This window comes from Pseudoalteromonas sp. NZS11_1 (genome assembly GCF_015864275.1).
GTDB classification, from domain to species: domain Bacteria; phylum Pseudomonadota; class Gammaproteobacteria; order Enterobacterales; family Alteromonadaceae; genus Pseudoalteromonas; species Pseudoalteromonas arctica.
This window is the reverse complement of sequence record NZ_JADYXK010000005.1, coordinates 49538-61822: the sequence shown is the minus strand read 5'-3', so window position 1 is coordinate 61822 and position 12285 is coordinate 49538. Positions and strand designations below refer to the sequence as shown.

11 protein-coding genes are annotated in these 12285 nt (G+C 41.0%); 3 read left to right on the top strand and 8 right to left on the bottom strand.

The window, feature by feature from the left end; genetic code table 11:
* Positions 1 to 28 precede the first annotated feature (28 nt).
* Positions 29 to 1333, bottom strand: a complete 1305-nt coding sequence (locus tag I6F44_RS06045; RefSeq protein ID WP_007583476.1) for an NAD(P)/FAD-dependent oxidoreductase — start codon at positions 1331 to 1333, stop codon at positions 29 to 31.
* 246 nt (positions 1334 to 1579) lie between these two features.
* Here I6F44_RS06045 and I6F44_RS06040 point away from each other — a divergent pair, with 246 nt between their 5' ends.
* Positions 1580 to 3508 carry a RecQ family ATP-dependent DNA helicase gene (locus I6F44_RS06040; RefSeq protein WP_197173431.1) on the top strand — a complete coding sequence of 643 codons (1929 nt, stop codon included), beginning with the start codon at positions 1580 to 1582 and terminating at the stop codon, positions 3506 to 3508.
* Positions 3509 to 3553: 45 nt separating this feature from the next.
* Complete coding sequence (locus I6F44_RS06035) at positions 3554 to 3862, top strand: YkgJ family cysteine cluster protein (protein ID WP_197173430.1); 309 nt, start codon at positions 3554 to 3556, stop codon at positions 3860 to 3862.
* 71 nt (positions 3863 to 3933) lie between these two features.
* Here I6F44_RS06035 and I6F44_RS06030 read toward each other — a convergent pair whose 3' ends face one another.
* From I6F44_RS06030 to I6F44_RS06015, 4 genes are all read right to left on the bottom strand, one after another.
* Positions 3934 to 5553, bottom strand: coding sequence for a methyl-accepting chemotaxis protein (locus I6F44_RS06030; RefSeq protein ID WP_197173429.1), 1620 nt, complete (start codon positions 5551 to 5553; stop codon positions 3934 to 3936).
* Between the two features lie 224 nt (positions 5554 to 5777).
* Positions 5778 to 6395, bottom strand: a complete 618-nt coding sequence (locus I6F44_RS06025) for a glutathione S-transferase family protein (protein ID WP_007583466.1) — start codon at positions 6393 to 6395, stop codon at positions 5778 to 5780.
* A gap of 50 nt (positions 6396 to 6445) precedes the next feature.
* On the bottom strand, positions 6446 to 7474 hold the full coding sequence (locus I6F44_RS06020; RefSeq protein ID WP_101216278.1) for an NADP-dependent oxidoreductase: 1029 nt from the start codon (positions 7472 to 7474) through the stop codon (positions 6446 to 6448).
* 179 nt (positions 7475 to 7653) lie between these two features.
* Positions 7654 to 8160: a GNAT family N-acetyltransferase gene (locus I6F44_RS06015; RefSeq protein ID WP_197173428.1), complete on the bottom strand. Its 507-nt coding sequence runs from the start codon at positions 8158 to 8160 to the stop codon at positions 7654 to 7656.
* A 149-nt stretch (positions 8161 to 8309) separates the two neighbouring features.
* Here I6F44_RS06015 and I6F44_RS06010 point away from each other — a divergent pair, with 149 nt between their 5' ends.
* Positions 8310 to 9515 (top strand): anhydro-N-acetylmuramic acid kinase, encoded by a 1206-nt coding sequence (locus tag I6F44_RS06010; protein ID WP_197173427.1) that lies wholly within the window; start codon positions 8310 to 8312, stop codon positions 9513 to 9515.
* A 37-nt stretch (positions 9516 to 9552) separates the two neighbouring features.
* On the opposite strand, the gene I6F44_RS06005 is transcribed toward I6F44_RS06010, so the two are convergent.
* The 3 genes from I6F44_RS06005 to I6F44_RS05995 all read right to left on the bottom strand — a co-directional run bounded on the left by I6F44_RS06005 (position 9553) and on the right by I6F44_RS05995 (position 12262).
* Positions 9553 to 10038 carry a hypothetical protein gene (locus I6F44_RS06005; protein ID WP_197173426.1) on the bottom strand — a complete coding sequence of 162 codons (486 nt, stop codon included), beginning with the start codon at positions 10036 to 10038 and terminating at the stop codon, positions 9553 to 9555.
* A gap of 375 nt (positions 10039 to 10413) precedes the next feature.
* Positions 10414 to 11541: a zinc-binding dehydrogenase gene (locus tag I6F44_RS06000; protein WP_197173425.1), complete on the bottom strand. Its 1128-nt coding sequence runs from the start codon at positions 11539 to 11541 to the stop codon at positions 10414 to 10416.
* A gap of 43 nt (positions 11542 to 11584) precedes the next feature.
* On the bottom strand, positions 11585 to 12262 hold the full coding sequence (locus I6F44_RS05995) for a glutathione S-transferase family protein (protein WP_197173424.1): 678 nt from the start codon (positions 12260 to 12262) through the stop codon (positions 11585 to 11587).
* Positions 12263 to 12285 lie beyond the last annotated feature (23 nt).

Sequence of the window (12285 nt, the reverse complement as noted above, 5' to 3'; positions counted from 1 at the left end):
TTTTATAGGCTGCTAATTCAGTTTGCTTTTAATGCAATTTCATTTTTGGGCGCACTACACGCAGTACTTTTTCGCTTATCCATAATGCAAAGGTTTTTGCGCTGCCATGTATGGCGCGTTGGTGCATACGGTATAAAGATATATACATAAAGCGGGCAATTTTACCTTCAATAAAAAAGGTATTGCTGGTGAGGTTACCCATTAAGTTACCCACGGTGCTGTAGCTCGATAAGTTAACAAGCGAGCCATGGTCGCTGTATTTAAAGCCGCGTAGAGGTTGCTGTTTTAGAGTTGCGATGAGGTTTTTTTCGACGCATAACGCCATTTGATGCGCCGATTGTGCGCGTGGTGGTACTTGCTTGCCGTCGGCTTGGGTAAATGCGCAGCAATCGCCTAATACAAAAATGCTTTCGTCTACGGTGCTTTGTAAAAACTCATTTACTTGAATTTGGTTGCTACGAGTAAGCTCAAAAACACCTAAGTCTTTAATAAAATCAGGTGCTTTTACGCCTGCCGCCCACACCATTATATCGGCATCAATGTGTTCTTCGTCTTTGGTGATAAAGCCTTGTGCGGTACCTTCTTTTACTTGCGTTTGCTCGCGCACGTTTACGCCAAGCTTTAATAGCTCACGTTTAGCACTAACGGCAATACGCTCTGGTAATGCAGGTAAAATACGCGGGCCAGCTTCAATTAAATGAATATGCAAACGCTTAGACGACATATTTGTTAAGCCATAAAGCTTTAATAGCTCAGACACATGATAAAGCTCAGCTGAGAGCTCAACACCGGTAGCACCGCCGCCAACAATGGCAATATTAAGTGATTGCTGTTGGTTGTCGTCTTGGTGAAGGCGCGTAAAGCTATCTAGTAATGAGTGCTGAAAGCGCTCTGCTTGTTGGCTTGAATCTAAAAAGTAGCAATGCTCTTTTATACCTGGGGTATTAAAGTCGTTACTTACGCTGCCGATGGCAATAACAAGGTGATCGTAACGAACTGTACGCCCAGGTAAAATAGTGTGGCCTAACTCGTCGTTTAATGGGGAGAGGGTAATTGTTTTATTGCTTTGGTCTATATTGCAAAAAGTACCAAGTTGAAAACGATAATGATGTTTTGCGGCATGGGCTGAATACACAACGCCATCTAAATCGGGGTCAATAGAGCCTGTCGCTACTTCGTGCAGTAACGGCTTCCATATGTGGGTACGGTTTTTGTCTATTAACAGTATATCTGCTTGTTTTTTTTTCCCTAGCTTATGCCCCAGTTGGGTTGCAAGTTCTAATCCGCCAGCACCACCGCCAATAACGACGATTTTAGGTATTGTAATACTCATAACGTTGCCCTTAAAAATAATATACCCAAGTGATCTGTATTTTTATTAGTTTTTTAAGGTGACTTGGGTATCAATAAATTATTTTGGCAACAAGTAGTTACTACTCATTTTATGGGTGCCTAGTTTGCGCCTAAATAAAACCGATGTCAGCAAAAAATGCTGAATAAAGGCATATAAGTTATACTCACTTTTTTATCGTTTAGCTGTGCAGTTAAATTGCTGTTAAAAACACCGAAAAGGACATTTATGACCACGCCACTAATTCAATCACTTGAGCAGCACTTTGGTTTTAGCCAATTTAGAACAGGGCAACAACAGACTATAGAGCAGCTTTTAAATGGTCAATCGTCGTTGGCTATATTTCCGACCGGCTCGGGTAAATCGTTGTGCTATCAATTAACTGCGTTGCATTTACCAAATTTAACCTTAGTGGTTTCGCCTTTGCTTGCATTGATGAAAGATCAAATTAGCTTTTTAAATAGCAAAGGTATTTACGCGGCAAGCCTTGATTCGAGCCAAGATCAAATGCAAAGCAGCACCGTAATGAATGATGTGCGAAATGGTAAAATTAAAGTACTAATGGTGTCGGTTGAGCGCTTTAAAAACGAGCGTTTTAGAGAGTTTATAAGCCAAGTGGCGCTTTCGATGTTAGTGGTAGACGAAGCGCATTGTATATCTGAGTGGGGCCATAACTTTAGACCCGACTACCTTAAATTGCCGCGTTACCGCGAAGAGCTTAATATTCCTTTAGTGTTGTTACTTACTGCAACGGCGACTAAAAAAGTAAAACGCGATATGGCAGAGCGATTTGCTATTGCGCCTGAGTGCATTGTGCAAACGGGCTTTTACCGCGCTAATTTAGATTTAAGTGTGTTGAGCGTTAAAACCGCCGATAAAAACACCGAGCTTACCAACATTGTGCGTGCGCAAAGTGGCCCAGGTATTGTGTATGTAACGCTACAGCAAAGCGCTGAGCAAGTTGCTAATGTGCTAAGTGCGCAAGGTGTGCATGCCGTTGCTTACCATGCAGGGCTTGAAGATACGCTACGCTGGCAAATTCAAGATGACTTTATGGGCGGTAAAATTAACGTTGTTGTGGCAACCATAGCCTTTGGTATGGGCGTTGATAAATCTGATATTCGCTTTGTTATACATTACGACTTACCAAAATCGATAGAAAACTACAGCCAAGAAATTGGCCGAGCAGGGCGCGATGGCAATCCATCAAATTGTTACACGCTTGCTAACCTAGACGGCCTAAATACGGTTGAAAACTTTGTATATGGCGACACCCCTGAGCTTAGCGGTATTGAATACGTAATTAACGATATTCGCCAAAGCCACCAGCAATGGGAAATGCAAGAATACAGCTTATCGAGCGAAAGTAATATTAGGCAACTGGCCCTTAAAACCTTGTTAGTACAGCTTGAAATGCAAGGCGCAATAACGCCGCAATATGCTTACTACGCCGATTTTAAATACAAATTTTTGGTTGATAAAAACGAGCTACTTGGTCATTTTGATGAGCAACGCCAAGCATTTTTAACACAAATATTTAGCCATACCGATTTTAAAAAAATATGGGGCACGCTAAATTTTGACTCCCTTACACAAGCTGCGCAGGTTGATCGAAAACGTGTAGTGGCTGCTCTTGATTACCTAGCCGAAAAAAACCTAATAACGCTCGAAACCAAACGTATTACCCAAGTATACAAAGTGCATGGAGAGGTTATAAATAACCCTGAACTTGCCCAGCAACTTCACGACTATTTTACCGATAAAGAACAAGCCGAAATTAAACGTATTGCTGCACTGGTACGCTTTTTTGAGCTACAAAGTTGCTTAAGCTATAACTTAGCGCGCTATTTTGACGATCAAAATGCACCTGAGCAATGTGGGCATTGTAGTGTATGTAGAGGCCATGCGGTTAAGCTTGAATACTCTATAGAGCCTGCATATATTGACGAGCAACTTATTTATCAAAAGGTCGATGAGTTTTTAGCGCATATGGCAGGCAAAGGTAACCATAATGTGGGTATTGAAACCCACTGCCGCTTTTTAGCGGGGATGAGTGTGCCATTATTTGCACGTAATAAAGTGCGCCAGCTGAGTGGCTTTGCACTATGCGAGCAGATGCGTTACAGCGATATTAAAGCAAAACTACTAGCGCGTTAAATTAGTTACTGTATCCTAGTGGCTTATTCAAAAAAGTAAGCCACTATGCCTCATATTGTTATCCCCGTTGAAAATATTTCTACTACCCCAGAGCCCGTTACGTGTGCTAACTGCCAAGCCTGTTGTTGCCAATTAGAAGTGCGCATAGTAACCGACACCGGCGTGCCATTTAACTACATTAAATACGATAAATGGGGCAGCGAAGTAATGAAACGCGCTGACGACGGTTGGTGCCAAGCACTCGACCGCAATACGCTTATGTGCTCTATTTACGAAAACCGCCCATTAGTTTGCCGAGAGTTTGAGATGGCGTCAGACGAGTGTATTATCGAGCGCGATTTAGCAGGTATATAGTCCGCTATTATTAATGTACATAAACAACAAAGGGGCTTAAAAGCCCCTTTGTTTATTGCTTACTATAAAAATTAAACTTTAAAGTAGCTAATATACTTTTTAAGTGTGTTTGAAAGGTCAGCTAATGCAACGGCTTCTTGTGCGTTACTGTTAAGCGACATGCTGGTTTCTTTGGACATACTGGCAATTTCTTCAACGCCGGTACTAATTTGCGCCACGGTGGCTACTTGGTTTGATGTTGATTCAACAATTTCAAGCACGTTACTTAATGAATCGTTAGCTTGTTGCTGTATTTGATGGAGTAACTCGTTTGCTTCGTGAGTAAGCGTTAGGCCATTTTCTACTTGTGGTACTGTGGTTTCCATAGCTGTTACCGACGCTTGCGTGTTTTCTTGTACTTGCAAAATCATCTTTTCAATATCGCCAGTTGCATCACCAGTACGCTGGGCAAGTTGTCTTACCTCGTCAGCAACAACAGCAAACCCTCGGCCTGTTTCGCCTGCTCTTGCAGCTTCTATTGCTGCATTTAGTGCAAGCAAGTTTGTTTGATCAGAAATACTGCGGATCACACTTAAAATATCGCCAATGTGTTTTACATGTTCTTGCAGCACGTTTACTTGGGTAACTGTGGCTTTTACGGTTACTGAGATTTGCTCAATTTCGGCCGCTACTTTTTGCACTGCAATACTACCTTGCTGCGATAATTGCGCGGTTATTTTTGAGTTATCTTCTGTTTGCCTAACTGAGTCGGCTACAGCATGGATACTACGGCTCATTTCTTCGAGGCTGCTTACTGCCGAGTTTGTATAAGTTACTTGTGCGTCAGCGGCACTAAGTGCTTGCTGCGAGCCAGATGCTACGCTTGCAGAGTGTGTAGAAAGCTCTTCAGATGAGTTAATAATGCTATCTACAATGGTTTTTAATTTAGATTGCATAACCCCTACAGAAGCCATCATGCTATTTGGGCAACACGACTGTACATCACCTCTTAAGTCGCCTTGCGCAATAAGGGCAATTACTTCAGCAGCTTCTTGTGGTTCGCCACCTACTGAATTTCTGATCAGTTGGCTAATAACATACGCAACGCTTGTGCCTATTAAAAAGGCAAGCGCGGTGAGCGAAATCATCCAAATTTTAAACGAGCTGGCAATATCGAGAGTATCAATAGTGGTGGTTTGATTTGCTTGCTCTTGCAGGTTTATAAATTGGTTTATAACATTTAGCCACTGGGTAAACGCAGGGCGCGCATCGGTTAATAAAATGCGCTCAGCTTCGTTTAGGTTTCCTGCATTTTTAGCTTTTATTACACCTTGAATAAAAGGCTGAGTGCGCTGCTCTATTTGATTTATTTTATTAATTAGAGCGCGTTCTTCACTATTCATATTACCCATTAGCTCGGCCATAGATCGGCTTGACGTTTGGTAAAATGCGTTTAGCTCTTTTATGCTCTTTAACACGGAGCTTAAACTGCTTTGATCGGTAATTAGCACTACATCGCGTACGGCTATTGCTCTGTCGTGTACGCTGCCTCTAAAGTTAATTGCGTAACGTTGCTTTACCGAATTTACGTCGGTCATGTGGGTAATGTTATTATTAATGAGGCTAACGCGCGAAATGCCAATAATGGTTAAAATAAGCATCATTGATAAAATTACGCCAAAGCCGGTCGTTAAACGCATGTTTATGGTCATGGTTGATCCCAAGTGTGAGTCAATACGCGCAAGAGCAGCTTGTATTATTAGTGATTATTCTAAAACAATAGCAGCATTATGCCTTATTAATTAAAGTTTTATTAGCAATAAGGGGTTGTTTGTTAATTTAGTTTACAAGCGTAACTTTAATGAGTAGTGTTTTTCAGGCATTAAAAAAGGGGCTAAATGCCCCTTAGTGTTATATAAAAATATTATATAAAAGTTTAGTCGTACTTTGCTTCTAGCTCATTAGCTGTATGAAACTTCTCATGGCTTTGTAATTGCTCGTCGTATTTAACGAGGTTTTTAAAGTGCGCTAGTTGACCTGAGTTTTTAACTATTTCAACAATAAACGACATCATAAAGTCAGCGCCCGTTAGGGTATCGCCCACTAAATAACGTTTACCTTCAAGGCGGTCGTTAAAGTAGCTAATTACTTTAGCTGTTTCAGCGTCAGCATAGCCTTCTAAAAACTGCGTTTTAGCGCCGTCTTTTAGTACAAACATTTTAAGTAAAAGCGGTAAAATTGCTGAGCTTTCTGCAAAGTGCAGCCATTGCTGGTAGTCAACATATTCAGCGGTATCTACTTTTGGAGCAAATTTACCGTTACCGTATTTAGAAATAAGGTAGTCGGTAATAGCGCCTGATTCAGCAATAATTAAACCGCCATCTTCAATTACCGGTGACTTGCCAAGTTGATGAATATGCTTTAGTTCGTCAGGGGCTAAAAATGTGTCTTTATTACGCTGATAAGCCACAATTTCGTAGTCAACATTTAGCTCTTCTAAAAGCCAAATTACGCGTTTAGAACGGGATTTATTTAAATGGTGTAGTTTAATCATGTCAGTCCTTTTGTGGCTTGTAAGGGCTTTGCCTTACAAGCCGTATAAAATTAAAGTGGGTTATTAATTTTAACCACAGTTTTACCAAAGTTTTTACCGCATATCATATCGTTGAACGCGTCTACTGTATTTTCGATGCCTTCTACCATGTGCTCACGGTATTGAATTTTTCCGTCTTGTAGCCATTTTTGCATGTCTTGTGCAAACTCGTCGTAACGGTCGCCGTAATCATCAAAAATGATAAAGCCTTGCATTTTAATACGCTTAGTAAGCAATTGACCCATTAGCATACCTAAACGGTCTGGGCCTTCTGGCAAGCTAGTTGCGTTATATTGCGATACTAAACCACACAATGGTACGCGTGCTGCGGTATTTAGTAATGGTAGTACGGCGTCGAATACTTTACCGCCCACATTTTCGTAGTAAACATCAATGCCTTTATCACAGGCTTTTTCTAACTGCTCTGCAAAGTCATCAGCTTTGTGATCAATACAGGCATCAAACCCTAGTTTTTCAACGGCGTGTGCACATTTTTCGCTACCACCAGCAACACCCACTACTTTACAGCCTTTAATTTTAGCTATTTGACCAACCGTTGCACCTACTGGGCCTGTTGCTGCTGCAACAACTACGGTTTCGCCTTCTTTAGGCTGGCCAATATCAAGTAAACCCATGTAAGCAGTAAAGCCAGGCATACCCATAATACCTAATGCGTATGAAGGGTTTGCAGGCTCTTTACCTAACTGCATTAAGCCTTCACCATCGGTAATGGCGTAGTCTTGCCAACCTGTGTAGGCAAGTACCCATTCACCGATCCTAAACTTATCGTTTTTAGACTCTTCTACTTGGCACACTGTTGCGCCAACCATTACATCGCCAATATTAACTGGGTCAGCGTACGACTTAGCATCACTCATACGACCACGCATATACGGGTCTAGTGATAGGTAAATAGTACGTAGTAAAACTTCGCCGTCTTTTAATGCAGGAAGCTCTACCGTTTTTAATTTAAAGTTTTCATCTGTTGGAGCGCCATTAGGGCGTGATTCAAGAGTAAGTTGGCGACTAGTCGTAGACATATAAGATCTCCTATTAATATAAATAAACTACTTACCGAATGTTTACGCTTTAAAAATCGTGTTCAGCTAAACAATAATGCGCGGCTAAGCAGTATGAATATGTACAATGCGTACCTTAATAAAGGAGTTTTGGGCGGGTGGTTGATAATTCAACCTTTGCGCAAATTTAATTAGAGTAATTAGTCTGCTTTGAGCTTACTAAATATATGATTGTTGTAAAATACCCCGTTTTTATAAATGGCCTGTTTAAGCACAGCCTCTTGCTCAAAGCCACTTTTAATAAGTGCTTTCATAGAGCCGGTATTACCAGCAAACACAGCGCCAAAAATTCTGTTTATGTTGGATTGCGCAAACGCTTCATTGCATATAAGTTCAATAGCGCGAGTAATAATGCCTTGCCCCCAATAGGCTTTATTTAGCCAATAACCAATTTCGCCACTGTGGCTGTATTCAAATTCGCCGGGAGTTATGCCAATACAGCCGGCAAATTGCCCATTAACCTCAATGGCCTTAGCCGTTGCATCAATTACGCCGTTTTTTGAGCCTTGGTTTATCCACCAATCAGCATCGGCTTGCGTATACGGAAACGGAATTTTTGACGATAAATAACGCGTTACCTGTTCATCATTTAAGGTGCTAATAATAAAAGGCGCGTCTTGGGCTTTAAACTCTCTGAGGGTGATCATATTTTTTCATAAATTTTTAGTATGCACACTAACTTAACAATCATTTTAACGTTAAACAATCAGAACCTAAATTAAACTCTTTACGGCTATTACTTTGTTTTAAAGTCCTCTAATATAAGCAAAATATTACACCTATTTTAGATGCCATTATGCACCCTCACATTAAAGCACTTTATAACAGCGCCCAAAAACCAAGCCGTTTAATTATTGGTTTAATGAGCGGTACCTCGTTGGACGGGCTTGATGTTGCACTGTGTAAAGTAACGGGCGCGGGCTTAAATACACACATTGAGGTTTTAAATTTTACCACAGTTGACTACAACGACGATTATAAAACTAAAATAAAGCAGGTATTTGCTAAGCGAGAATGTGATTTAGAGCTTGTAACTTTACTGCACCCGTGGGTAGGTAAACTCCATGGCAATATGGTTAATCAGTGCTTAGCTAAGTGGAATATAAACCCAGCAAGTATTGATGTAATAGCAAGTCACGGGCAAACCATTTATCACTGCCCGCAGTCGCAGCATAACCACAAAAGCTTTACTAATGGCACCTTACAAATTGGCGATAGCGACCAAATAGCCGTTACTACGGGTATTACAACCATTGGTGACTTTAGGCAAAAACACATAGCCGCAGGAGGCGAGGGCGCACCGCTTGCTGTGTATGGCGATTATTTGTATTTTTCGAGCGCTGCTGAGAGTCGGATTTTGCTAAATATGGGCGGCATTGCTAACTTAACGTTTTTACCCAAAAATGGTGATGCAAACGGCGTGTTTAGCTCCGATATTGGCCCCGGTAATACCATTATGGATGCCTACGTACAGCAACATTTTACTGGGCTACATTATGACGATGGCGCAAAAATAGCAAAAGCAGGCAAGGTAAATACACCATTACTAAATGCATTATGTAATAACGCATTTTTTAAACTTCCAATGCCTAAAACCACAGGGCCTGAGGTATTTAACTTAGCGTATTTAAACGCCGCACAGCAGCTTACAAATACTCACCATTTAAGCCATGAAGATGTAATGGCCACCTTAAATACCTTTACTGCAACCGTTATAGCAAATGCATTAAACGAGTGTGCAGAGCGCGTACAAAATTGTGTGGTGTATGCAAGTGGTGGCGGTATTCATAACCCGTTACTAATGGCGCAACTTACAGTGCTTTGCCCACGTATTAAGGCTTTTAAAAATACCGACGATTTAGGTATAAATCCCGATGCAAAAGAGGCTGTGTTATTTGCTATTTTAGCAAACGAATGCCTAGCAGGAGAGCAGCAACACCTAAGTAATACTGCACAAGGTATTGCGGGAGTTACTATGGGTAAAGTAAGTTTTGCAGACTAATAACTTGTCGCATCGCGTAATTTAAGTGCAGCCAGCACTAAAACAGCGATAAAAACGTAGAACCCATACTTGCAAAGTAGCTACGAACGCCCTGTGACTTGGTATGTTCAGTTTTTATTTGCTCAGGAATATAGCCTTGCTCAAATGCTTTAATGTACACATCGAGTTGTTGGCTTTCTTTTAAAGTCGTGTTTTTTCCGTGCAGCATCATTTGCACTACAAAACACTGGCTTTGTGTAATGTTACTTAAAGTTAGATTTACAGTACCAGATTCAAGGTCTGCATTGCTCAGCGTTTTTTCAGTAAAATACTGCGCCCCACGGGCACTGGGCTGCGTTGCACTTAGTGAAATAACATCGCTCTCATTTACGCCATCAGGCAACACACACTGCAGCGTAATATTATGCGCAGCACTGGCTTTTAGTGATAGTTTTTCATATTCCATAGCGTGGCTCATCGCCGCAGACATAGAATCATCAAATGATTGCTGTGCAAATGTTAGTTGCACTAAGGGTGTACTCATCTTACTTAGTCTTCTTGAGTTTATTCATTTATCGGATAGAGATTATCGCGGATCAAGGTTACAGATTTATGACTAATTGCATTAATTAGTACAATTATTGAGTAGTTTGATCAAAGAGGATCTTTGTTGAAGTTTTATAATGCTAGAAGGTGATTCTAGGTGATATTTCTAAAGATACGTTCTTAAATACGTTAAGTAATTTAGATATTCATTTACACCAAAATTCATTGATGGCTTGAATGTATTAAAAATTATAAATTCAATAACAATTAGCGAGCCTATTGCGCATTCATTATATTTTTAAGTTTTTATTACGATAAAAAAGCAGATACCTAATTAGCATCTGCTTTTTAATTTTTAACGAAGAATATTTAATTAAGCTTGAGGTTTAATTAAGTACTTCTCGCCTGTTGCTTGTTTAGAATAAGCGGCAATTGACTGTAAATGTAGTACCTCAGCTAATGACACTTCGTGCGTGTAGTTGCTCGCAAATGTAGTGGTGATTTCATCAGCAACGCGTTTGCGCATTTTCATTACTGTATCTGTGCCTAATTTACCTAAAGCATTAAATAACAAGAACCCGTTTACAGCCCAAGCAAAGCCAAAGTTACGGTTTAGTGTAATAGGGCCGCGGTCTAGTGCGCCATAAATGTACACTTGTTTAAATGTGTCAGAGCCATAAATTGTGTGCTCTTTCATATCGCGCGCAGCTGCAACTTCCATACAGTTAAGAATGTCACTTGTTAGTTGGCCGCCACCAATAGGGTCAAACGCTATAGTTGCACCGGTTTCAATTATTGCAGCTGTTAGGTCAGCAAGAAAAGTGTCGCTGCTTGAGTTAACAACGTATTTAGCACCCATATCGCGCAGTAACTTTTCTTGTTCTGGCTTGCGAACAATATTAATTAAATCAACGCCATCGGCAATACAAATACGGTTTAGCATTTGGCCAAGGTTAGAAGCTGCAGCGGCATGGATAATGGCTTTATGGCCTTCAGCGCGCATGGTTTCTACCATTGCTAGTGCGGTAAGTGGGTTAACAAAAGATGATGCACCTTCTTTAGCAGTAGTCCCTTCTTTTAGCTCTAGGCAACTTTGTACATTGGCACATATAAATTGACGATACGTACCGCCACCAATAACAGCCACTGTTTTGCCCATTAATGCTTGTGCGGCTGGCGATGAGCCTGCTGCCACTACGGTGCCCGCGCCTTCATTACCTACGGGTGTTGCTTTACCTACACGGGTTTTAAGTGATGGCATAAATTGAGCTGGAACATCGGCAGTAATTACTGGGTCTTCATCAATACCCGATTGCTTTGCAGTAGACATATCAGCTGCGCTGAATAAAACGCCTAAGTCTGATGGGTTTAATGGTGCAGCTTCAATGCGAATAACCACTTCATCGGCATTTGGCTTTGGCATCTCGATGTTTTTTAAGGCAAGTGTTAGTTTATTGTCTTCGCTGATAGTTGAAGTCAGTTGGATATTTGTATCTGTCATAAGACTGTTCCTATAAATTGAGAATGGTTAGCGTATAGCGTAATTACTTGCTTTGAGCTGCCTGTATTTGCGCTTTCACTTTTTGCATAAATTCAGCCATATTCGCTTGGCGATCGGCCTCTATGTTTTGGGCAATGGTTAATTGGCTCATTGTTTCGTTCCACTTTTTCATGCCGGGAACTTGTGCAAGTACATCCCAATCAAGCTGGCTTGAGCCAAAGGCGCTAACTATGGTGTTTACGTAATAAACGTAAATGTCTGCCATTGTAAATTGCTCGCCTGCAATCCACGGCGAAAACTTACACACGCTACTTAAAGCGGTTACGCCACGCGTTAATACTTGGCGTACTTCGGCTTTAGTTGTTTCAGGTACTTCAGCGCCTGAAAATACATAAGGGATGAACCGTCTGCTTGGCAGTTCAAAATAAAGCTCTGCCATTTTCATAATTTGACGTACAACTGCGCGCTCACCTGCATCTTCAGGATATAGCGGGGTTTGTGGGTACGACTCTTCTATAAAGTCGCAAATAACACTCGACTCTGAAATATTAAGCCCGTTAGCTGTTGTGATTGCAGGCACTTTGCCTGCAGGGCTGATTGCTAGTAACTCTTCACTACCGCCGTAAACAAGGTGTTCTTTAAATGGCAGTTGTTTGTGTAAAAGTACATGTTTAACTAGGTTGTAATAGTTGCTAGCAGCAAAACCGTGCAAAGTAATCATAAGTCAGCTTTCCATCATTAACG